18 protein-coding genes are annotated in these 21,892 nt (G+C 67.2%); 9 read left to right on the plus strand and 9 right to left on the minus strand.

Going from position 1 to position 21,892, the window contains the following annotated elements; genetic code table 11:
* Window positions 1–266: 266 nt before the first annotated feature.
* Entirely contained in the window at window positions 267–722 is a 456-nt protein-coding gene (locus tag KEG57_RS51865) for a hypothetical protein (RefSeq protein ID WP_272429130.1), read from the plus strand.
* A gap of 100 nt (window positions 723–822) precedes the next feature.
* On the opposite strand, the gene KEG57_RS51870 is transcribed toward KEG57_RS51865, so the two are convergent.
* From KEG57_RS51870 to KEG57_RS51885, 4 genes are all read right to left on the minus strand, one after another.
* On the minus strand, window positions 823–1,056 hold the full coding sequence (locus KEG57_RS51870; RefSeq protein WP_272459977.1) for a beta/gamma crystallin family protein: 234 nt from the start codon (window positions 1,054–1,056) through the stop codon (window positions 823–825).
* A 41-nt stretch (window positions 1,057–1,097) separates the two neighbouring features.
* Window positions 1,098–1,418 (minus strand): peptidase inhibitor family I36 protein, encoded by a 321-nt coding sequence (locus KEG57_RS51875; protein WP_272429128.1) that lies wholly within the window; start codon window positions 1,416–1,418, stop codon window positions 1,098–1,100.
* Between the two features lie 576 nt (window positions 1,419–1,994).
* Window positions 1,995–2,312 (minus strand): peptidase inhibitor family I36 protein, encoded by a 318-nt coding sequence (locus KEG57_RS51880; protein ID WP_272429127.1) that lies wholly within the window; start codon window positions 2,310–2,312, stop codon window positions 1,995–1,997.
* Window positions 2,313–2,460: 148 nt separating this feature from the next.
* A complete protein-coding gene (locus KEG57_RS51885) occupies window positions 2,461–2,784 on the minus strand; it encodes a peptidase inhibitor family I36 protein (protein ID WP_272429125.1) in 324 nt (107 codons plus the stop codon).
* A gap of 963 nt (window positions 2,785–3,747) precedes the next feature.
* Between KEG57_RS51885 and KEG57_RS51890 the strand changes: the two genes are divergently transcribed.
* On the plus strand, window positions 3,748–4,266 hold the full coding sequence (locus tag KEG57_RS51890; RefSeq protein WP_272429124.1) for a hypothetical protein: 519 nt from the start codon (window positions 3,748–3,750) through the stop codon (window positions 4,264–4,266).
* 349 nt (window positions 4,267–4,615) lie between these two features.
* Here the strand turns inward: KEG57_RS51890 and KEG57_RS51895 are convergent, their stop codons facing one another.
* A complete protein-coding gene (locus KEG57_RS51895) occupies window positions 4,616–6,331 on the minus strand; it encodes a serine/threonine-protein kinase (RefSeq protein WP_272429123.1) in 1,716 nt (571 codons plus the stop codon).
* Between the two features lie 135 nt (window positions 6,332–6,466).
* On the opposite strand from KEG57_RS51895, the gene KEG57_RS51900 reads away from it, so the two are divergent.
* Complete coding sequence (locus tag KEG57_RS51900; RefSeq protein WP_272429121.1) at window positions 6,467–7,810, plus strand: sigma 54-interacting transcriptional regulator; 1,344 nt, start codon at window positions 6,467–6,469, stop codon at window positions 7,808–7,810.
* A 208-nt stretch (window positions 7,811–8,018) separates the two neighbouring features.
* The gene (locus tag KEG57_RS51905; protein WP_272429119.1) at window positions 8,019–8,570 is read left to right on the plus strand and encodes a hypothetical protein; all 552 of its coding nucleotides are present in this window, start codon (window positions 8,019–8,021) and stop codon (window positions 8,568–8,570) included.
* A gap of 111 nt (window positions 8,571–8,681) precedes the next feature.
* Here the strand turns inward: KEG57_RS51905 and KEG57_RS51910 are convergent, their stop codons facing one another.
* Window positions 8,682–10,427 carry a DUF4215 domain-containing protein gene (locus tag KEG57_RS51910; RefSeq protein ID WP_272429118.1) on the minus strand — a complete coding sequence of 582 codons (1,746 nt, stop codon included), beginning with the start codon at window positions 10,425–10,427 and terminating at the stop codon, window positions 8,682–8,684.
* A gap of 641 nt (window positions 10,428–11,068) precedes the next feature.
* Window positions 11,069–11,779 (minus strand): hypothetical protein, encoded by a 711-nt coding sequence (locus KEG57_RS51915; protein WP_272428649.1) that lies wholly within the window; start codon window positions 11,777–11,779, stop codon window positions 11,069–11,071.
* A 92-nt stretch (window positions 11,780–11,871) separates the two neighbouring features.
* Here KEG57_RS51915 and KEG57_RS51920 point away from each other — a divergent pair, with 92 nt between their 5' ends.
* Window positions 11,872–12,786: an HU family DNA-binding protein gene (locus tag KEG57_RS51920; protein WP_272428651.1), complete on the plus strand. Its 915-nt coding sequence runs from the start codon at window positions 11,872–11,874 to the stop codon at window positions 12,784–12,786.
* Between the two features lie 340 nt (window positions 12,787–13,126).
* On the opposite strand, the gene KEG57_RS51925 is transcribed toward KEG57_RS51920, so the two are convergent.
* Window positions 13,127–15,337: a prolyl oligopeptidase family serine peptidase gene (locus KEG57_RS51925; RefSeq protein ID WP_272459978.1), complete on the minus strand. Its 2,211-nt coding sequence runs from the start codon at window positions 15,335–15,337 to the stop codon at window positions 13,127–13,129.
* 91 nt (window positions 15,338–15,428) lie between these two features.
* On the opposite strand from KEG57_RS51925, the gene KEG57_RS51930 reads away from it, so the two are divergent.
* The 4 genes from KEG57_RS51930 to KEG57_RS51945 all read left to right on the plus strand — a co-directional run bounded on the left by KEG57_RS51930 (window position 15,429) and on the right by KEG57_RS51945 (window position 20,064).
* Window positions 15,429–16,013 (plus strand): hypothetical protein, encoded by a 585-nt coding sequence (locus KEG57_RS51930; RefSeq protein ID WP_272428653.1) that lies wholly within the window; start codon window positions 15,429–15,431, stop codon window positions 16,011–16,013.
* A gap of 62 nt (window positions 16,014–16,075) precedes the next feature.
* Complete coding sequence (locus KEG57_RS51935; protein ID WP_272428655.1) at window positions 16,076–17,017, plus strand: type 1 glutamine amidotransferase family protein; 942 nt, start codon at window positions 16,076–16,078, stop codon at window positions 17,015–17,017.
* Window positions 17,014–18,588: a L,D-transpeptidase gene (locus KEG57_RS51940; RefSeq protein ID WP_272428657.1), complete on the plus strand. Its 1,575-nt coding sequence runs from the start codon at window positions 17,014–17,016 to the stop codon at window positions 18,586–18,588. The genes KEG57_RS51935 and KEG57_RS51940 overlap by 4 nt, the downstream gene beginning before the upstream one ends.
* Before the next feature lie 147 nt (window positions 18,589–18,735).
* Entirely contained in the window at window positions 18,736–20,064 is a 1,329-nt protein-coding gene (locus tag KEG57_RS51945; protein ID WP_272428658.1) for a GAF domain-containing sensor histidine kinase, read from the plus strand.
* A gap of 59 nt (window positions 20,065–20,123) precedes the next feature.
* Here KEG57_RS51945 and KEG57_RS51950 read toward each other — a convergent pair whose 3' ends face one another.
* Window positions 20,124–21,812 (minus strand): choice-of-anchor Q domain-containing protein, encoded by a 1,689-nt coding sequence (locus KEG57_RS51950; protein ID WP_272428660.1) that lies wholly within the window; start codon window positions 21,810–21,812, stop codon window positions 20,124–20,126.
* Between the last annotated feature and the right edge of the window lie 80 nt (window positions 21,813–21,892).

Genomic DNA, 21,892 nt, shown 5'->3' on the forward strand with positions numbered 1-21,892 from the left:
CCGCCTCCTGTAGGATCGAGCGCCACCTTAAGGTGGCTCCGAAGGCCGCTCGCGAGCGGCCCGTAAATCAGCCGCTTTTAGCGGCTCACACATCGAAACCCCCCGGCTTTGCCGGGGGATTGTTAGTTAGGGCACCACCCGTGGAGGAGAGCCGCCGCTCGCGACCTAGCCTTCCGTGTTCGCGTGGACGCGAGCCGCCGCTTGCGACCTGGCCCTCCGCGTTCGCGTGGACGCGAGCCCTGCTCGCGACCTGATAAGCTCTCTGCGTGAGACGTACCTCGCTCCTGCTCTTCCTCCTGCTCACCGCGTGCGGAGCGCGCACATCACTCGATCCCGGCAGCGCTCCGCCCACGAGCCTCCCGCCGACGGGGCCACATGCCTGCCTCGCGGACCTCGCGAGGACGAGCTCTCCCGACTGGGAGCGCGGCCACGCGTGCGACGCGGGATCGCTCGGCGACGACGTCGGGATATTCGTGATGGTGGGCTTCGACCTCGTCGGCCTCACCAGCGCCGGGCCTCGCATCATCCACCGCTTCTTCGAAGGACAGGATGACACGAAGGCGACCGCCATCGACACGGCTATGGTCGTCCGCGGCGGCGGGGACTCCGAGCAATGGGCGTGCCGTCAGGGCGGGCTCGACCATGTGCCGCCCGCGCATGTCGTCACGAGGTCCGGAACGCCGGGCAGGCTGCGTCGCGATCCGCAGTATCACGAGCGGTGATCCGGGAGGGCGTCGTCACTCACACGTGCAGATGTACGAGCTGATCCGGTGGTTCCAGAAGTCTCCGACCCAGGGTACAGCGCCCGAGGCGACCCAGGAGTCACCCCGCGAAATTGCCGTGTTCGTAGACCGTCACCGCGCACCCTGGATCGAGGACCATGGACGAGACCCAATCCCCCATCCCCGGCGTAAACCATGCGTTCCGCCCCGCGGGCGCGTGATGCGACCTGCCAGCGTAGTTGGCATGCTCGTAGAACGTGACACAAGCCCCTGCGCGAGAAGCAACGCAGACGGCTCCGAGGACGAGCAGACCGACCATCAGGCTTTTCGGCATACGACGCCTCCCGTCGCGCAAGGCGCAAGCATTGGGGCACATTAATACCAGCACGCGCAGTAGAACGAGCTGATCTTGTCGTCCCAGATTCCGAGCGTTGATGCATCGTCCGAGAGTGTCAACGGCTCGCCCCCGAAGTTGGGGTCTTCGTACACCGCAACCGTGCAATGAGACGCAACCTTTATAGAGGAGATGGTATCGTTCCATCCGTTCCCGATCCGCGGGACGGATGATCCTGCGTCGGCGGAATAACTCCTTCCCTCATAGTTGGGTTTTTCGAAGAACACTGCGCACGCGTCGGCGTGAGAAGCGACGCAGACTGCTCCCAGGGCGAACAGACCCACGATCATGCTCTTGATCATGAACCACCTCCCTACCCGACATGAATTCGCACGACCTCGCGGCCTACCATGCGCACTCTCGGGCGGCTGGCGATGAAGTGTCGACAATGAATACGTTGTCCCGAAGCGCGCTGAGTCAATCCCTTGATTTCGTCCGCCTATGACGGGCTTTCACGCCGAGCTTGCTACGGGGCGTCTTCAGTCGGTTATCCAAAGAAAAAGGAATGAACGAGGAGTTCCTCTACGCCGACCGACTTCGTTTCGAGGAGTTGCTTGACCACGGGTTTTGACCTCGCCTTGCACGAGTACGGCAAGAAGTTGTCCCGCGGGAGTCGGCTCCGGGGATACCCCGAAGGGCGGCCACGGGGTCGGAAGTGGCACGAGCGCGGCTGGCAAGGATGGGTTCCGTCCCGCCACCGCGTCCACGCCTCTGCAAACCGCGTCGTAGCCCTTCCCCTCGCGCATCCTCACCCTGCTCCGTCCACGAGTACGTGCGCCCCCCTGGGCATGCTTTCGCTCGTCGCGCGCGAGTACGTGCGCCCCCCGGGCGTGCTCACGCTCGTCTCCCGTCGCGCAAGGCGCAAGCATTGGGGCACATTACCTGCACGTGCAGATGTACGAGCTGATCCGGTCGTTCCAGAAGTCTCCGACCCAGTCTACAGCGCCCGAGGCTGTCCACGACGCGCCCCCGAAGTTGACGTCTTCGTACACCGTAACCTTGCAAAGCTGCTCAACCTGTATAGAGGAGATGATATCGTTCCATTCGCCGAGCCACGGGACCCCTATTTCTGCGTTGACGTAATGACTCCTTCCCACAAAGAAGTGGTCTTCGAAGAACATTGCGCACGCGTCGGCGTGAGAAGCGATGCAGACTGCTCCCAGGGCGAACAGACCCACCATCATGCTCTTGATCATGAACCACCTCCCTACCCGACATGAATTCGCACGACCTCGCGGCCTACCATGCGCACTCTCCGGCGGCTGGCGATGAAGTGTCGACAATGAATACGTTGTCCCGAAGCGCGCTGAGTCAATCCCTTGATTTTGTCCGCATTGGGGCACATTACGGCCAGCACGTGCAGATGTACGAGCTGATCCTGTCGTTCCAGTCTCCGAGCCACGGTGTATCGGCCGAGACCATCAACGACTCGCCCGTGAAGTTGACGTCTTCGTACACCGTAACCGTGCAAAGAGGGGCAACCCGTATAGAGGAGATGGTATCGTTCCATTCGTTCCCGATCCACGGGACCCTGAACCTTTCTGCGCTGATGGGAACAATCCTTCCCCCATAGTTGCCGTTTTCGAAGAACATTGCGCACGCGTCGGCGTGAGAAGCGACGCAGACTGCTCCCAGGGCGAACAGACCCACGATCATGCTCTTGATCATGAACCACCTCCCTACCCGACATGAATTCGCACGACCTCGCGGCCTACCATGCGCACTCTCCGGCGGCTGGCGATGAAGTGTCGACAATGAATACGTTGTCCCGAAGCGCGCTGAGTCAATCCCTTGATTTCGTCCGCCTATGACGGGCTTTCACGCCGAGCTTGCTACGGGGCGTCTTCCGTCGGTTATCCAAAGAAAAAGGGATGAACGAGAAGTTCCTCTACGCCGACCGACTTCGTTTCGAGGAGTTGCTTGACCACGGGGTTTTGACCTCGCCTTGCACGAGTACGGCAAGAAGTTGTCCCGCGGGAGTCGGCTCCGGGGATACCCCGAAGGGCGGCCACGGGGTCGGACGTGGCACGAGCGCGGCTGGCAAGGATGGGTTCCATCCCGCCACCGCGTCCACGCCTCTGCAAACCGCGTCGTAGCCCTTCCCCTCGCGCATCCTCACCCTGCTCCGTCCACGAGGACGTGCGCCCCCCTGGGCGTGCTTTCGCTCGTCGCGCGTGAGCACGTGCGCTCCCCCGGTCGTCCTCTCCCTACTCCGGGCACGAGCACGAGCGCCTCCCCGGGCGTGCTCACGCTCATCGCGCACGAAGACGAGCGCCTCCCCGGGCGTGCTCACGCTCCTCGCGCACGAAGACGAGCGCCTCCCCGGGCGTGCTCACGCTCCTCGCGCACGAAGACGAGCGCCTCCCCGGGCGTGCTCACGCTCCTCGCGCGCGAGAACGTGCGCTCCCCCGGGCGTGCTCATGCTCATCGCGCGCGAGCACGAGCGACCCCCCGCGCCTATTCACCCTCTCTGTTCGCGAGGACGTGCACCCCCCTCGCGCGTGCTCACACTCCGCGCGGCCGCCCACAGAGCAAGATTCCGCCGATGACAGCATTCGGCCCCTGCTTATCTTGCGGCCCTCACCCCAAGACTCCCGCTCCTTCCATGAGGGTGCGGGCATGGAGGTTTTCGTGAACGACAAGATTGCTCCCTATATGGGCCCCAGCATCATCGACGTGACCAGCATTCGTCCGAAGCTCGTGGACGCCGCCAATGGCACGCTTTCGGGCGCGCGGCGCCAGAAGCCCGGTTTTCCGGAGGTCTTCGACGAACTTTCGAAGGCCCTCCCGCAGTACGGCGAGACCCTCGGCGTTCACCCCGGCATGTTACAGAACATTGTCGACAAGACCGCCACGCTCGACGAGATCCGAGCGCTCAAGAAGGATGTCCTCAAGCTCGCGGAGATCCTCGAGGAGAGCGAAATCTACTACGAGGACGCGCGTGAGTCCGACATTAGCCGCATCGGCGGATTCCTCGACGCCACCATTCAGCACGGCGACCCGTCCGTGCAGGCCGCCTTCAACAAGACCCTGGCGTACCGCGCCCAGTACGCGAAAAAGGCCGCCGAGACGCGGCGCAAGAACAAGCAAGCCCGCCCCGAGACGAACGCCGAGACCAGCACGGAGCCCAAAGCCCCGAGTCCCGCCTGAACCGCCGCGCTGGGGCGTTGCCCCAGGCCCCACCAGGGGCTATCCGCCCCTGGACCCGGACCAGCGCAAGCGCTGGACCGTTCGTGGAAGAACTGCGCATCGCGCAGTTCTTCCAACAGGCCGGTGGCAAGACCAGGAAGGTGCGTTTCACGCCGGCGACGGGCACGTTGCCAGTTGAATCGTCAGCGCCGCGGTCTTGATGGGCAGGTTCGTCGTTGGTCTTGACCTGGCCTGTTCGATGAACTGCGCATCGCGCAGTTCATCGACCCCGGGTCCAGCGCTTGCGCTGGTCCGGGTCCAGGGGCGGATAGCCCCGGTGGGGCCTGGGGCAAAGCCCCAGCGCAGCGCCTCACTGCCCCGCGTCCGCCTCCGCGTCGCGCGCCTTCATGTCGTGCTCGATCAGCGCGCGCGTCGTGGGGAGCGCGTCACGGCAGCGCGCTTCGACCGCTTCCATGTTTTCGATCGAAGTGACCCAGGCACGCGTCTTCTGGCAAATCGACGTGGCGGAGGGCAGCGATGAATCGCAGGCGAGGCTGAGGAGGGCGCGGCAGCTCGGCATGTTGCGGACCCAGATCGGCATGTTGCGGCCGGCGATTACGGTTTTCGAATCATTGGCATCGGTGATTACGGGTACTCCCGCCTGCTTCGCCTTTTGCTCCTCCACATACGCCTTTTGCTTTGCGTACGCCTTCGCGCACTCGGCGTCGATCGCCGGCCACGCGCCGGGCGGAAGCTTCTCGAAGCGGGCGACATCCGATTTGTCACGCGAGCACTTCGCGCGCGCCCACGATCCGAGCTTGGGATCGCAGTCGAGGTCGATGATCTTCTTGCACCAGGCGAGCGGCTTCGCGGGCTGGGAGCGCGGGGCATTCCCCTGTGTCGGAACCGAGGCGCTCGCGGCGCCGATTGCGTCGTCGTCGCTCCCGGTCGGCACCGGCGCGGCGGAGGGGTCGCCGATCACGAGCGATGACGACGGCACGATGAGCGACGGCGAGGGCGCGGCCGCGAGCGCCCCCAACCCCGACGCGGCCAGCGCCGGAGCTTCCGCACCGCGCGATCGCACCCACCCGAGCGCGACCGCGGCGAATGAGACGGCGGTCGCCGTCGCCGCGAGGATCGCCCGCCGCGGGACCACTCGACCGAGATCGCGCCGCGCGCTCGGCCGATCCTGGGGCGGCGCCGGCGCGACCTTCGTCCCCTCGGCCAAGTCCGCCGGGCTCGCAGGGGTCGTCTCGATCACGGGCGCACGCGCGGTCCGGCGCGGTACGGCGTCGGCCTCGGCGATCGCCGTCTGCAGGCTCGTGACGAGCTCGCCCACGGACGACGGCCTCCGCTCGACGCGCGTCGACAGCGCCCGCATGATCGCGTCGGACAGGGCCGCGGGGATCGACGGCTCGAGATCGCTCGGCGGCCTCGCGTGGAGTCGATCCTGCGCGTCGGGCGCGTCGCTCCAGGGCAGCCGCCCCACCAGCATCGCGTAGAGCACCAGCGCGAGCTCGTAGACATCCGACGCGATCGTCGCCCGCGATCCGAAGAAGCGCTCGGGAGCCATCGTCGCTTTCGTCCCGCGCACCACGCCCTCCTCCGTGGTGGTCGACGGCTGCGCCTCGGCTTCGCGACCGATGCCGAGGTCGAGCAAGATCGGTGATCCGTCCTCGCGGAGGAAGACGTTCTCGGGCTTGAGATCCCTGTGGATCAGGCCGGCGTCGTGGACCGCGGCGACGCCTCGGGCGAGCTCCTCGAAGCACGCCATCGCCGCCCCGAGCTCGAGCCGGCCGCGCGCGATTCGCGCCGCGAGGGTCTCGCCGCGGAGCCGGGGCATCGCCAGGAACGCCGCGCCGTCGGGCAACGCCCCCGCCTCGACGATCTCGACGACGTTCGGGTGCTTCACCCGCGCGAGAAGCTCGGCCTCCGCGAGGAACCGCGCGCACTGACGCTCGTCGGTCACGCCCTTCATGACCTTGAGCGCGAGATCGCGACCGTCCCGCCGCGCCGCGTAGACGATGGCGCTCCCGCCCTCGCCGAGCACGCCCTCGATCGTAAAACCTCCGAGCGACTCGCTCATACGATGGGCTCATCGTAGCGTGCACCGCGAACGCTGCGCAGTCTGGTGCGGCGATCGAAGAATACCGGCGGAAACACCTTGCCCCATCGGAGGGCGAGGGCCGGCGCTGGCACTCCGTGACATCCTGAGGCGGCGATGTTCACCCGAACGACGAACCAGATGGAGCGCCCGACCGCGCCCCTGCGAAGCCGCCTCCGCGTGCTCCATGGTCCCGAGGCGGGCCTCGAGATCGAGCTGCCCCGCGCAGGCCTCGTCATCGGCGCCTCCGAAGCGAGCGATGTAACGCTCAGCGATCCGCTCGTCTCTTCACGCCACTGCTCCGTTCGCCCGACGGCAGGTGGATTCGAAGTGACGGACCTCGGGTCCACCAACGGCACCTCGTACGACGGCGCGCTCCTCGCCAAGGCGCGCCTCCCGGTGGGTGCGGTGCTGGGCGTGGGCTCGACGCTGCTCCAGCTCCTTCCGGACGAAGAGGTCCTCGAGATCCCTCCGAGCGCCGCCACGTCCTTCGGCAACCTCGTGGGGTCGAGCCTCGCGATGCGCCGGATCTATGCGCTCCTCGACCGCGCTGCCGCCTCGAACGCGTCGGTGCTCCTTTTGGGCGAAAGCGGGACGGGCAAGGAGGTCGCGGCGCGCGCGGTCCACGACGCGAGCCCGCGGCGGAACGGGCCCTTCGTCATCTTCGACGGCGGCGCCGCGGCGGAGAACCTGGTCGAGAGCGACCTCTTCGGACACACGCGCGGCGCGTTCACCGGCGCCGACCGCGATCGCCTCGGAGCGTTCGCCCTGGCGCACGGAGGCACTCTGTTCCTCGACGAAATTGGCGATCTCCCGCTGCGCCTTCAGCCCAAATTGCTGCGCCTCCTGGAGACGGGGACGGTGCAGCCCGTGGGCGGCGCGCGCCAGCAGGCGTACGACGTGAGGATCATCGCCGCGACCCATCATGATCTCCGCACCGAGGTCGCGCGAGGTACCTTCCGCGGAGACGTGTACTACCGCCTCGCGGTGGTCGAGGTGCACCTGCCCGCGCTCCGCGAGCGGCTCGACGATATCCCGGATCTCACGCGCGCTTTCCTCGAGCGTGAAGGGGTTCGCGTCCCGAGCGTGGACGCCCTTGCCGGAAAGAACCTCGATCGCCTTCGAGGCTACTCGTGGCCTGGCAACGTGCGCGAGCTGAGAAACGCAATCTCGCGCGCGGTCGCGCTCGGGCCGAAGGGCGCGTGCTTCGCCGAGATGCCCGTGATGATCGGGAGCGTCCAGCGCTTCGAGCCCGAGGCGCCGATCGATCGCCCCTTCAGCGAGGCCAAAGCCGAGCTCGTCGAGCAGTTCGAGAAGGCCTACGTGCGAAACCTCTTGGCGAAGTACGGCGACAACATGACCGAGGCGGCGAAGGTCGCGGGGCTCGAGCGGAAGCACCTTTATCGCATCCTGGCTCGGCTGGGGATCACGCCCGGCAGGGGCGATCGCAACGACGGATAACCATTCGCGCCGCTCTCATGCTGTCCCCGCGGAGCCCCGGTGTCGTTCCGGCGCTTGGGGGCCCGGAGCCCCATCGTCCGGGAGGCCGCCCGCAAATTCGCGCGAATCTTCGGCGTTTCGAGCGCTCTCTCGCTTGGCGCCCGCCTTGCTGAAGGGGGCACGACACGCAGGATCCGCGTCGTCGCGTCGTCACTCGGCACGCAGAGATATGAAGATCGATTTCAATCGCTCACTGTGCTTCCTCCTCGCGGCCTCGCTGGTCATGGCCTCGGCGGCATGCGAGCCGATCGCGTTCTCGCCCTATCCTTCGACACCGCAGCCGCCTGACACGCCGCGCCTTTCGCTCCGTGCTGACGGGAGTTACCTCAAAGACGGCAAGGTCTACCGGACCAGCGCGCTCTCCGATCTGGTGCGTGACCACCCGGAGGCCCGCAAGCTCGCGCTGGAGTATGAGCGAAACAAACCCATCGCCCGCGGTCTGCTCATTGCTGGCTTGACCATGACCGTGACCGGCGGCGTGGTCATGTTCCCAGGGCTTATCGCCCAAAACGATCCGGTGGCCGTCGTCGGTGGCGTGCACGCGGGGATAGGCCTCTTGGTGCTGACGGTGCAAACCATCTTCGACGGCGCCCCGCGCTGGGAGCAGCACCGCGCGATCGATCTCTACAATGAGAGCGCGCCGCCGCTTAGCCCTCTGGTCCCGCGTCCGCTGGGCTCTCCGCCCTGGTCTGCCCCCCTGCCGCCCGTGAGGTCCTACTGATCATCGAGCCATCCGGCACGGCGTGCTTGAGGGTCAAAAGCCGTCGCGACGGGGGCGCGCCCTCCACGAACGTGTCGCAAAAGGGCGTGCCTTGATGTCACGCGTGACGCGTCATCCTCGGCGTGCCGAGGGCTCGCCACCGGCGCGCCGGCGCCGGGCGACGGCGGCGGCTGCCGCGACGAGCAGCCACGCCGACGAGGGCGCTCCAGAGCCACCGGCCGCCCGGCAACCGCAGCCGTCCGGCTGATCGCTCGATCCGCCGGAGCTCCCGCCGCCGGCCCCGCCTGGGCCAGCCGTGGTGCTGCTCGTGCCGCCGCCCTGGCCACCGCTGCCGCCCTGGCCACCGCCGCCGCCCTGGCCACCGCTGCCGCCCGCGCCCGCGTTCTCGACCTCGCATTGAGCCGAGCAGCCATCGCCGGCGATACCGTTCCCGTCGTCGCACGCTTCCACGCCCGCATGGACGAAGCCGTCACCGCAGGTCGCATGGACGCACGTGTCGAGGCACGCGTCGGTGTTGATCTCGTTCCCGTCGTCGCACGCCTCCGGCCCGTTCATGATCCCATCCCCGCAGGACGGGCCGATACCGGAACAATCCGCCTTGCAGTTTCCGTACGTCCCATTCAGCGCGCCGCTGTCGCAGACCTCGCCCACGCCCACCACGCCGTCGCCGCAGACGCTGGCGGGCACATACTCGTAGGCCCCCATGTCGAACTGGGCGCCGTTGAACCCGTCGCCGTCCTGCGGGCGTGCAGCGCCGTCGATGTCGGTGGCCGGCGCGCCGGTCGCGGTGCCTGCGTCGATGCAGACGCTGCCCATCGTCAGGCTCAGATCGCTGGGAGCGCTCTTGTAGTTCGGATTCTGCGAGATGCAGCCGGCGCCAGGAGCGGCGTTATAATAGGGAGTGGGGTTGCCCCACACGTTGGAGTACGTGACGTTGACGGTGGAGTTGGTGTCCGTGGCGCGGATGCCGTTCACCGTGTGCTGGGTGATGATCGAGTTCTTGATCGTCACCGTCTGCGTGCCGTTGACGGCGATGCCGTACGAGCCGTTGGCATGCAGGGTCGAGTTGACGATGGTCGTCGTCGGGGGCGTGGAACTGCTCACCAGCCCCACCCCGCGCGTATTGTTCGAGCGGATGACCGTGTTGATGATCGAGAGCGTCACGCTCTCGTTGGTGACCATGTTCGTGTCGACCCCCACGGCCCCGCCCTGGATGACCGAGTTGGAGATCGTCACGCTGGCGGGGGCACCGGGGCCGACGACATTGTTGTAATTGAGCAACACGCCCGTACTGGAGGGCGAGATGGTGAGGGTGTCGAGCGTGGCCGTGCCAGCATGGAGCACGATGCCCATGTAGGACTTGGTGATGCTGGTATGGCTCACGCTGAGCACCGCCCCGGCGTTGTTGCTCGTGATCCCGTACATCGCATTCTGGAGGGTGGCGTTCGAGATCGACGCCGCCGTAGCCGCCGGATCGATGACGATTCCGTACCATTCCGATTTGGACGCGCCGGTCTGGCCCTTGAAGGAGATGGGGTTCGCGGCCGTGCCGACGGCGTGGATCGTCCCCTTGATCGTCAGCTCCACGCGGTCCGTGTCGGTCCCGGCACCCTGGCCGTCCGTGTCCGCGAACTGCACGTCGACCCCGGGCTGGATGGTGAGGGTGGCGCCGCTCTGGACCGTCACGTCCCCGAGCACGATGTAAGGACTCCCGGCAACGGTCCAGGTCTGATTGCCGAGGTTACCGCCCACGATATTCGTCGCGGCGCTGGCCGTACGCGAGGGGAGCAGCAGCGCGGCGAACGACGCCACGAGCACGGAGACGTGAAGCAGTGGCCGAGGGATACGAGCAAGCATGACGATGGAGCTCCAGAGCAAGGGCAACCCTGCTGAATGGGCTTTTGCACGGGTTGCCGGGTCAATCGGTCCGTGGAACGAGAGGGTTTGGCGGCGCCAATGCGCGCCGTGGCTCGCCGTGAGCAAAGCGCGTACCCGCTCCCGTTCGGCGCGGAATCAGCAGGATTTCCCGGGCATGTCGCGCCCCAGCCCTCCGCGTGTGGGTCCTCGGAGCCCCACATTCACCCGATCGGATGAGTCCTCGCTGGGACAACCGCTCTCGTCGCGCTCGCGGGGGCGGCTTCGGGGCTGAGCATTGGTCTCGTCTGGGAGCCGTTTCGCTGGGGCGTTGCCCCAGGCCCCACCAGGGGCTATCCGCCCCTGGACCCGGACCAGCGCAAGCGCTGGACCCGGGGTCGATGAACTGCGCGATGCGCAGTTCATCGAACAGGCCGATTCAAGACCAGCGACGACCCTGCCCATCAAGACAGCCGCGCTGCCCTTTCGATGGGCAACGCGGTCCAACGGGCCCGTTGGAAGAACTGCGCATCGCGCAGTTCTTCCACCCTCGGTCCAGGCCGTGCCTGGTCCGGGTCGAGGGGCGGACAGCCCCCGCGGGGTCCGGGGCAGCGCCCCGGCGAGGCGCCCCCGGATGCTGCCGTTTACAAGACAGCGCGGCCGATCGCGACGTGTGTGCGGAAATCGACACGTTTTGGAAGGCCAAACCAGCCGAACCCGGTGGGCTCGCCGTGCGGCTCGTCGAGGTACAGCAGCATGGTGCCATAACCGAAGCCGGAGAGCTTACGCCCCGCGCGCGTATCATCGCCGTGTGGAATCGACGTCGCGTCGGCGATACGGACCAGGTAGCGGTGGCCGGCCCGGTCGAGCCGCTGCGGCGGTGCGACCACGAAGGCGACATGCCCCGTATTCTGCGACATGACGGTGGCTGGTTTACGCCACGCGATGATGTCGCCGGGGCGGACGTCGGCCATACGCGCCACGCGCAGCCATGGGCCGCGCGAATGGTTTTTCGGCGCGGCAGTGATCACATCATGGTAGTCGCGGGCAACCGGGCGACCACGCCCGTTGTGCCGCATCACGGCGGCGTGGGCTGCAGGTGCCGCTCGGGAGAGCACCCACGCGGCCATGCCAGAGCAGTCGAACTCGTAGCGCCCCGCGCGCTCGTCGACACGCGTAACGTGTACGTAACGTGTGGTCCGTACGCGCTGCTCGATCCGGTGGATCACCTCCATCACCGGCTGCTTGGCGCGGGCGGGAGGGTGGGCGTTCTGGGCGAGAGCGGAGGAAGCTGCTGTCCCGGCCACTGCCGCGGCGAGCACTGCGATCGCGGCCAACGTACCTCGAACATTCATGGCGGGCGACGATAGTACCGCTCGGTCACACGGGTCACGTTTCTGGCAGTGGCTCGTCTGGCACGTCCTCGCGAACCCGCACATGAGTTACGATGGAGACCGACCGGGAGGCCATGGTGAACCACGACATCGCCCAGGAGCTGAACGAGCTATGCGGAACGCTCGCGGCGTCGCTCCGGCGGCCGTCGGGCCGGGTGGAAACGAGCTTCGGCTCCTTCGTGTGCGTCGATGCTCCACCGCACATCTCTGTGGTGCCGAGCAGCGGCCGGCCCGTGTTCGTACCGCGGCGGCTCGATCCGCTCTTCGTTCCGTCGAAGGCACTCATGGATGCGGTCACGCTCGATGCTGTCGACGATGCATCGGCGCCCCGCTCGGCCGAGGAGGAAGAGGCTACGAGGGGAGGCCAGACCGTTTCATGTCCCAAGCTTCACGCGCATCTCGTCGCCTCGCTCTCGAGCAGGAATGTCGTCAAGTTGTCCGGGCTCGGAGAACTTCGCATCGAGAAGAAGGGGGGAAAGCGACGCCTCTCGTTCAAGCCGAGCACGGTGCTCAAGGGCGCGTTGCGTGGAGAGCCCACGGAGCCCGTTCCCCTCGAGAGAAACCATCCCTTGGAGCTTCTGGTTGCTCGCGCCCTCGACCACGCGATGGCGGCCTCCGATCCGTCGGCGCAAACGTATCCGTTCGTGATGTATGAGGCCCCCGGTGTTTCCGATATCGCGCTCGTTCGGTTCCTCGAGCTCGAAGGCGAGTACGAGCGTCTCGTCGACCATGCGCGCGTGTTCGTCCGCACCCTCGACGCGGTTCGATACGCCCTTACCTACAACGCCGAGCTTCGGCGCAACTACGGCCTTCCGTACGATGCTGTGATCGTCGAAGTCGCGGAACGCGAAGACGCGTTTGCTCGCGTCCTCTCGCGTCGGTACGGCACGACCGGCGCCGGTCCGGTCCCGACGGACGTCGAGCTCATCGGCGCGACCGAGAACTTGCTCGCAGCGAACGTTCGATAGGGGTCTCATCGCGAGGCGTCGCGCCGGGGCGCTGCCCCGGGCCCCGCGGGGGCTGTTCGCCCCTCGACCCGAACCAGGGCAAGCCCTGGACCATTTGGGGAAGAACTGCGCGATGCGCAGTTCTTCCCACAGGCCCGTGGCAAGACCAGGAACGGCGTTGCCAGTCACGGCGGTCTTGGTTGGCAAGGTCGTCGCCGGTCTTGCCTCGGCCCGTTCGATGACCTGCGCATCGCGCAGGTCATCGACCCCGAGTCCAGCGCTTGCGCTGGTCCGGGTCCAGGGGCGGACAGCCCCGGTGGGGTCTGGGGCAAAGCCCCAGCGCAACGCCGCCGCCGCTCCCTCAGTGCGCCACGTGCCCGAACGCAAACGCGAGCATGTCGACCCCTTGCTCCACGCGGCTCTTCACCATATCGGCGCCGCCATGCCCCGCGTGCTTCTCCACGCGCATCAGCACCGGCTGATCCCCCGCCTGCGCCGCTTGCAAGGCCGCCGTCGTCTTCCACGCGTGCAGCGGGTGCACGCGATCATCCGCGTCCGCCGATAGCATCAAGAATGCCGGGTACTTCGTACCGAGCTTCACGTTGTGGTACGGCGAATACGCGAACAGCGCTTTGAACAGCGCCTCCTCCTTGGGGGAGCCATACTCGGCAACCCACGTCTTTCCGTCGCCGAACAGCGGATATCGGATCATGTCGAGCACCGGCACCGCGCAGAGCACCGCGCTGAACAGGTCCGGCCGCTGGTTCGCCACAGCGCCCACGAGCAGCCCTCCGTTCGAGCCGCCGTATGCGACCAGCCGATCCGTCGACGTCAGCTTCTCCTTCACCAGCCACTCTGCCGCGCCGATGAAATCGTCGAACACGTTCTGCTTCTTCGTCAGCATCCCGCCGCGGTGCCATTCCTCGCCGTATTCCGCGCCGCCACGCAGATTCGGCACGGCAAGGCCGCCGCCATTCTCCAGCCACGTGTAGTACATCGGCGAGAACGCCGGCGTCTTGCTGATGTTGAAGCCGCCGTAGCCCGTCAGGAGGAACGGCGTCGTCCCGTTCTTCGGGGCGTCCTTCTTGCGGACGACGAACATCGAGACCTGCGTGCCGTCCTTCGACGGGTAGAAGACCTGCTCGATCGCGTACGGGGCCGGATCGACCGGCGCCTTGAGCGCGTACCAGAGCTTGCTCTCGCCCGTCTTCACGCTCGCCTCGAAGATCGACGTCGGATACGTGAACGATGTGAACACGTAGTGGGCGCGATCCTCGTCCGGCTCGCCGAAGAGACCACTCGTCGTGCCGATGCCCGGCATCTTGATCGCGTGCACCTTCTTGCCCGCCGTCGTCCAGACCTCGAGCTCGCTCGACGCCTTGCGCAGGTAGGTGAGCGCGAGGTGCCCGCCGACGATCTCCGCCGATTCGAGCACCGCGTCCGAAGGCTCGGGCACGATCTCCTTCCACTGATCGCGGGCCGGTTTGGCCGGATCGATCGCGTACACGCGGCCGCGCGGCGAGCCTTCCGTGGTGCGGAGGTAAATCACGTCCTTGTGGGCGAAGGCGCTCATCGAGCCCTCGTAGCCCTTCACGAGATCGACCCACGCCGCGCCCTTCTTGCGCAGGTCGAGGAACTTGATCCCGTTCACGTTGCCGCCGTGCAGGACGTTCACCACGAGGAAATGGCCGTCCCGTGAGAGCTGCGCGTCGAGCTCGGTCTCGGGATCGCCGTTCTTCGGCAGCACGAGCGTGTCCGTGTCCGCCTTCTTGCCGAGCTGATGGAAGCGCACCTCGGAGTAGCCGGGCAGCTCGGAGGCCGGGATCTTCGGATCGACCGGGACCGACACGTAGTAAAAACCGTCGCTCTTCGGGGTCCAGAGCGGGACGGCGTACTCGGCGCCGGCGATCACGTCGATCGCGCTGTCCTTGCCCGTCGTCACGTCGCGCAGGCGCATCTGGCCCGCGTCCGCGTTGTTCGGGTGCACGATGTACGCGACCCATTTGCCGTCGTACGAGGGGACCCACGTGCCGAGCGAGGCCGAGCCATCGGCGCTGAGCGAGGCGACGTCGATCAAGACCTTCTGCTCACCCTTCTCGCCCTCGCGCCAGTAGATCGTCTTCTTCTCCTTGTCCGCGGGCTTGTGCGACCAGAACGAACGTTTCCCGCGCTGGATCGGCGGGCTCATGTATTCGAGGTACGAGAGGGCGCGGAGCTTCTCGGCGAACGCCTCGCGCTTCGGCATCTTCGCGAGCTCGGCGCGCGCGAGGTCATCCTGCGCCTTCACCCACGCTTGCACCTCGGGCGAACGTTCGTCCTCGAGCCACCGGTAAGGATCGGCGACCTTGACGCCGAAGAACGTGTCCGACGCGTCGATTTTCCGTGTCGCGGGGTAGGGGAACGCGGCCTTTTTCGCAGGCGCGTCGGGTTTGACCTCGGCGGTTTCCGTCGTCTTCGCGGGCGGGGGCGGGGGAGCGTCGCCACCTCCCTCGGGCGGGGCCGGAGGCGCGCCGGCGCAGGCGGCGAGGAGCACGGGCAGGACGGCGAGCGAGGAGGTGCGCGGGAGCTTCATCGGCGCGCATGATGCTCATGCGTCGTGAGGGTTTTCAAGGGCCCGATCCCGTGGCAGACTCGCTCCAGGTTTTCCGTCGAGGGAGGTGCTCGTGCGAACGTGGCTGTTTTCTCTCTTCGCGCTCGTGGTTCCTCTGGGGTGTGCGGCTCCGCCGAACTTCCCCTCGCAAGAGGAGCTTTACGACGAACCCCGGGATTACAATCGCTTCGCGGTCTTCAGCCAAGGACGCGAGGTGATAGGCGGCCAGGTGAACCCGGGCGGCGTGCTCGGGCTCGACGTGAACCTCGGCCGCTACACCGATCCGGACGATCACGCGCTCCGCGGGCGCGTCTACGGGCGACTCGTCGACATGCGCGTCGAGGGCGATCGCGTGAGCGGACTCGCGTCGTCGCTCCCGTTCGAGCTCACGGTCAAGCGCGAGCCGCGCTTGGTCACGGCGCGCGGGCTCGTCTACGGCAGGAACGTCGAGGTCGCGATGAGCGACGAGCGCGCGCACGTGGTGCTCGATCGTTGTGAGCTCGACCTCGGGCGCCGCGGGCAGGTGTACGTGGGGAAGAAGCGTTGTGACGGGCGCTGGCAGCCGGAGGAGGTCGAGCTCCAGGTCGGCCACGGGTTCGCCTCTTGGAGCGATGCCGAGCGCCTTTCCGCGCTCTCCCTGATGCTCTTCGTCGACTGATCGCGGTCCTTCACGATCGCCTTGACGAACGGCGCCTTCCGGGACTCTACTCTGCCCCGACCATGAAAGGCACTTCGCTCGTCTACAGCTCGCACGACCGATCCGACCTGATCCACGATCACTTCATCGTGCAGCGCGCGCTGCGCGGCGAGAACAACCGGCGGATCCTGTTCCTCCCGATGTCCGAGACCCCGCAGAACGGGAGCGAGTACGAACGTCAGGAGTTCGCCTGGGGCAACTTCCGCTACTTCTTCAGCTTCTACGATCGCTTCGGCCTCGAGTACCTGCCTTTCTACTGGAACAGCGGGCTGCGCGCCGAGGACGTCGAGACGTTCTGGCATTCCTTGTGGACGTCGGAGGTCGTGATCCTCGGCGGCGGTCACAGCGTGACGGGCCTGCACCGCTACAAGGAGCTCGGGGCGCGCTTCAGCGGCGAGCCCGGCAAGTTCGGGCGGATCCTGCACGAGCGCAAGGCGCGCGGCCTGCTCACGGTAGGCTTCTCGGCGGGCGCCGATCAGCTCTGCGAGCACATCTTCCGGCGCACGTACGACGACTACACGGACACGAAGGGTTTTGGCTTGGTGCGCAAGTCGATGATCACGCTGCACCATGACTCGAGCCGCAACGGCGACCTCTGGGACGCGGCCCGGCGCTTCGGGGACTACCGTGTCTTCGGGCTGCCGAACGACGCGGGCCTGAACGTCGACTGGGGCGTGCTCCCCTCGGGCAACATCTGGCAGATCTACGAGTTCGTCGTGGACCGGACGTGGGACATCCCGTCGGATCAGTTCCACATCCGCACGCGCCAAGGCGCGCTCATCGATCACTTCGATCCGTACGGCCGGCACTGGGCCTTCGACAACGGCGATCACCTCGTGCGGATCCAGTCGCCCGACGGCCGCTTCGACGAGTCGTGGATGACGGCGGGCGGCTCGCTCCTGCACTACGGGACGCGTGCGCCGAGCCGGTACTCGAGCATCTCGGAGATCCTCGCCTCGCATTGACCCGGACTGTCCTCTCGCTCCTCTGCGCGCTTGCGGCCGGCTGCGGCGGCCCGAAGGCCGAGGCCGTGCCCGACGCGGGCGCAGAGGCAGGAGCGGACGCGGACGCGGCAGCGGATGCAGCAGCGGACGCGGATGCGGCAGCGGTAGCCGCAGCGGCAGCAGCAGCGGACACGGACACCGAGCCGCCCCGCCTCGGATCGATCGGCGTCGCCACCGTCATCTACCAGGATCGCTCCCGAAAGCGCCGGATCGGCGACGTTCGTCCGGGGACGAGCGTCATCCTCCAGAGCGACGAGCCCGTGGAGGTGCCGCCTTCGCAGCTCGGCGGCTGCAAGAGCGGCCGCTTTTATCCCGTCGCGCCTCGCGGGTTCATCTGCGAGGACGAGACCATCACCCGCAACCTCGACGATCCCCGCTTCCGCGCGCTCGCGCTCGCCGCTCCGCGTGAAGGCCCGCGGCCCTACGACTACGCCTTTTCCACGCGGGCGCCGATGTACGGCCAGATCCCCACGTCGAGCGAGCAAGCCCGGACCGAGCGACGCCTGCGGCCCGTGGCGGATCTCGCCCGGGTCCGCCGCTCGATGGATGGGCACGAGGATCTCGCCGAGCTCACGCCGACCCCAGCGCGTGATCCCATTCCGGAGTTTCTGCTCGGCGAAAAGGAAGCACCCGTGCCCGCGGGACGGCGCGGCGGCCTCGTGCGCAAGGAGATTCCGCATGGATCCATGCTCTCCTTTTCGCATGCCTTCGCGGTGGAGGGACGCACGTTCCTGCTCTCGCCCGATCTGGCCCTCGTCCCCGCCGATCGCATGCGCCCCTTCCGCCCGAGCGTGTTCCACGGCGTTGCCATTGGCAGCACGAATTCATTGCCGATCGGCTGGTTCCGCAAGACGGCGCGGACGAAGTACAAGCGCGAGGAGAGCGGTGCGTTCGCCGCGACGGGCGAGACCTGGGCGCCGCGCACGTTCGTGCGGTTGTCGGGGAAATCGATCACGCACGACGGGGATCTGTTTTGGGAGACGCGCGAGCCCGGGCCGACGTATGCACGGGCGCGAGACATTTCGGTCGTCGCCGAGCCGGACGAGTGGCCTCGGATGGTGGGGGCCGACGAGAAATGGATCGACGTGTCGCTTTCGCGCGGGACGATGACGCTGTTCGAGGGGCGGCGCGCGGTGTATTCGACGCTGATGTCGCCGGGCGCGGGCGGGGTGACGGCGTCGCCGAAGGCGACCACGGAGGAGCTCGTCCGCGGGGCGTTCACACCGCTCGGGAGTTATCGCATTGCCGTGAAATACCGGGCGGCGCAGCTCACGGACGAGGCGACCCCGGATCCGTCGGCGTTCTGGATCGCCGACGTACCGTGGGTGCAATACTTCCGCAATCCGTTCGCGATCCACGCGGCCTACTGGCACGAGGATTTCGGCAGCCCGAAGAGTGGCGGCTGCATCAACCTCTCGCCCGAGGACGCGTCGATCGTGTTCGCCTGGACCGACCCGCCCGTCCCCGAGGGCTGGTCGAGCGCGGACGCGCGACCGAGCGAGCCGGGGACGTGGATCGTGATTCGGAAGTGAGGATGCGGCCGAGGGCGAGGGGCAGCCGTTCGTCCGGTGGCACGCGACCGCGCTCCGCGCGACTGGGTGGACCAGGTTGGGTTACAATCGAATGGAGTGCCCGACAGCGAGCTTGTCATGGCTCGAGCCCTGCCGTATCCATCTCAGATGACGACTGCTCTCGGCAGTCTGGTCGAGCCTGTACGCCTCGGGGAATGCGTGCGGACGGAGGGGAGGGAGCCTTCTCCAACCTCCCTCGTTGCCGTCGTCCAGGAGCTGTCGCTCGCGCGCGACATGCCGGCCATCATGGAGATCGTGCGAAAGGCGGCCAGGGAGCTCACCGGCGCCGACGGCGCGACGTTCGTCCTGCGCGACGGCGACCTCTGCTACTACGCGGAGGAGAACGCCATCGCCCCGCTCTGGAAAGGCCGGCGATTCCCGATGTCCGCGTGCATCAGCGGCTGGGCGATGCTCCACCGCGAGGCCGTCACCATCGAGGACATCTATGATGATCCCCGCATCCCCGTCGACGCTTATCGGCCGACGTTCGTGCAGAGCTTGTGCATGGTGCCCATCCGGACGAAGGCGCCCATCGGCGCAATCGGTAATTACTGGGCGTCTCGGCACCACGCGACGCCGCACGAGCTCGGGCTCCTCCAGGCGCTCGCCGATAGCACCTCGGTGTCGATGGAGAACGTCGCGATCTACGCCGAGCTGGAGAAGCGCGTCCAGGACCGGACGCGCGAGCTCGAAGCGAGGAGCCGCGAGCTCGCCGAGGAGCACGCGGCGCTTCTCGAGCTTCAGCGGCAGAAGGAGGAACTGAGCGCGCTCGTCGTGCACGATCTCAAGAGCCCCGCCGCCGCGATCGCGCTCGCGGCCTCGCTCCAGCTCCGGAGCGCCGACCTGAAGCCCGCGGATCGGCGCCGCTGGGGCGTCGTGTTCTCCTCCGCGGAGCGAATCATCCGCACGGCGGCCAACGTGCTCGACATCGCCCAGAGCCAGGACGGCAGGCTCGTGCCGCGCTACGCCGATGTCGAGCTCTGTGGGCTGCTCGCCGAGATCCGTGACGTCGTCTTGCCAATTGCCGAGAAACACGAGCAGACCATCGAGCTGTCTTGTGACGTGCCCGCGGGCGTGCTCCGGGCCGATCGGGATCTCCTCGGGCGCACGTTGCAGAACCTCGTCGACAATGCCCTTCGGTACAGCCCCTCGAAGAGCACGGTGCGCATCGAGGCGCGCGCGGACGCCGCGTGGGTGACGGTCGCCGTCTGCGACGAGGGCCCCGGGGTCCCGGCCGAGATGCGCGAACGCATTTTCGACCGGTACGTGCGGCTCGAAGGAAATGGCCGCAGCGGTTGGGGGCTCGGGCTCTCGTTCTGCAAATTGGCCGTCGAGGCGCACGGCGGGGCGAGCTGGATCGAGGACAACGTGCCGCGGGGGAGCCGATTCTGCTTCAGGCTCCCGACGGCTTTGGTCCAGGGCACGCTGATGACGTGAGGGGCGAGGCTCCTTTTGACCCGTGATGCCAAGCCGTCCCGGGACCCGATTGCAATGCGTCAGGGTTCGTACGCGCCGAGCGTGCACTTGGCTGGATTCCGGGGTTTGCCCCGCTGATCGGTGGTCGGGCAACCCGCGCCCGCGCCGATCGCCGGGCTTCCAGTTTGCGGCGCGATCGTCCGGGTCGGCCCGCCATTGCCTTCAAGGTCGCCGAGCAGCGGGTCGGCCCGGGTGATGCCCGGCGTGCAATCCATATCGTCTTTCTTGCCGTTCGGCCACTGGAGGTTGTTTTGCCCGGTGCCGGGCGGCTGGGCGTACGCGTTGCCGGTGCAATTGAGGGGCGTGTACTCGTTGTCTGCGTCGTTGCTGACAATCGTGTTGAGGACTTCGAGCTGCGTGACGTTGGAGATGCCCGAGGCGAACTGCGCGGCGTTTCCGGCGATCGTGCAGTTCGTCACCTTGCCAGTAGTATTGTCGCCGATGATGAGGCCGCCGCCGATGCCGCGCGTGGTGAAATCGGCGCGGGGGTAGGTCGTGTTGCCGGTGATGGTGACGTTCGTGAGGTCGGCAATCGCGGGGGTCGCGCCGTGGCCGAGGATCCAGAGGCCGGCGAAGGCTTCGGATTGGTTGTTGGCGATGGTCGACGCGGTCATCGTGACGTGCGTGCCCTGGATGTAGAGGCCGCCGGCGCTGCTCGACATTCCCTCGGCACCTTCGTGATCCTCGATGGAATTGCCCTCGAAGGTCGAGCGATCGATTGTCGTCGGCTCGGTCTCGTACCCCGTGCGGAAGAGCGCGCCGCCGAAGGCGCGGCCCTGGTTGTTCTGGACGACCACGCCGCAAAGCGAGAGCGTGCGGCCCTGGCCATCCATGCTGATCGCGCCGCCATTGCCGCCGCGGCCGGCCTGCTGGCCATTCGCATCGATGTAATTGGCGCCGTAGCCGGTGGCCGTGTTTCCCCACAACGTGCTGTTGACGATCACGATCGACGCGCCGAGCGCGCCGATGGCCCCGCCATTGGCGGCGCGATTGTTCGAGAAGTGGCCGAGGCTCACCGTGAGCGTGCCGCGGCCGATGCTGTAAATCGCGCCGCCCGCGACGTCCGGCCCCTCGAGCGCGGCCTCGTTGTCCAGAAAGCGGGTATCGATGACGTTGACGTTGCCGCCGACGTGGTAGATGGCGCCGCCGCCGCCGTCGATGTCGGTGCCGAGCGGGATGGCCGTGCCCGAGGCCTTGCCGTCCCGGAGCAGGAGGCGCTGCACGGTGAGGGTCGGGCTCGTGGCCTCGAAGTTTTTCGTGTCCATCTCGAAGATGCGATTCTTCTTGCCGCCGCTCAGCGTGACCACGTTGCCGCCGTCGATGACGGTATCGTCGAAGATCTGTTTGGCCGAGCTCAGGGTGATGGTGACCGGATCGGGGCCACAATCGAAGACGATGACGCCGCCGCCCGCGAGCGCGGCGTCGAGCGCCGCTTCGGTGCAGCTCTCGGGCGTGCCCGTGCCGACGACCGCGGTGGGGCTCGAGATGTCGGCGTGCGGGATCGGCGCATCGCAGATGAACGGGGCCTCGCCGCTGCCGCCACCGCCGCCGTTGCCGCCATCGCCGCCGCTGCCGGCGCTGCCGCCGTTGCCGCTGCCGGCGCTGCCGGCGTTGCCACCACTTCCGTTTTCGCCGCCATTGCCTCCGCAGGCGAGGAACGTGGTGCAGGTGAGCGTGACGAGGGCGAGGGACGAAAAGAAAGATCGCATGGAGGACCTCCGCGGTTACCGTCCATCCTTACGCGAGTCGCGCGGTAATATGAAGACGTTCGCACGATCGATGCGAGCCA

It is taken from the genome of Polyangium jinanense (assembly GCF_028435365.1).

Coding starts and splice junctions, on each gene's coding strand:
- KEG57_RS51870 (WP_272459977.1), bottom strand. CDS start 1,056: ATGCCGAAAAGCCTGATGGTCGGTCTGCTCGTCCTCGGAGCCGTCTGC.
- KEG57_RS51875 (WP_272429128.1), bottom strand. CDS start 1,418: ATGATCAAGAGCATGATCGTGGGTCTGTTCGCCCTGGGAGCAGTCTGC.
- KEG57_RS51880 (WP_272429127.1), bottom strand. CDS start 2,312: ATGATCAAGAGCATGATGGTGGGTCTGTTCGCCCTGGGAGCAGTCTGC.
- KEG57_RS51885 (WP_272429125.1), bottom strand. CDS start 2,784: ATGATCAAGAGCATGATCGTGGGTCTGTTCGCCCTGGGAGCAGTCTGC.
- KEG57_RS51895 (WP_272429123.1), bottom strand. CDS start 6,331: ATGAGCGAGTCGCTCGGAGGTTTTACGATCGAGGGCGTGCTCGGCGAG.
- KEG57_RS51900 (WP_272429121.1), top strand. CDS start 6,467: ATGTTCACCCGAACGACGAACCAGATGGAGCGCCCGACCGCGCCCCTG.
- KEG57_RS51905 (WP_272429119.1), top strand. CDS start 8,019: ATGAAGATCGATTTCAATCGCTCACTGTGCTTCCTCCTCGCGGCCTCG.
- KEG57_RS51910 (WP_272429118.1), bottom strand. CDS start 10,427: ATGCTTGCTCGTATCCCTCGGCCACTGCTTCACGTCTCCGTGCTCGTG.
- KEG57_RS51915 (WP_272428649.1), bottom strand. CDS start 11,779: ATGAATGTTCGAGGTACGTTGGCCGCGATCGCAGTGCTCGCCGCGGCA.
- KEG57_RS51920 (WP_272428651.1), top strand. CDS start 11,872: ATGGAGACCGACCGGGAGGCCATGGTGAACCACGACATCGCCCAGGAG.
- KEG57_RS51925 (WP_272459978.1), bottom strand. CDS start 15,337: ATGAAGCTCCCGCGCACCTCCTCGCTCGCCGTCCTGCCCGTGCTCCTC.
- KEG57_RS51935 (WP_272428655.1), top strand. CDS start 16,076: ATGAAAGGCACTTCGCTCGTCTACAGCTCGCACGACCGATCCGACCTG.
- KEG57_RS51945 (WP_272428658.1), top strand. CDS start 18,736: ATGACGACTGCTCTCGGCAGTCTGGTCGAGCCTGTACGCCTCGGGGAA.
- KEG57_RS51950 (WP_272428660.1), bottom strand. CDS start 21,812: ATGCGATCTTTCTTTTCGTCCCTCGCCCTCGTCACGCTCACCTGCACC.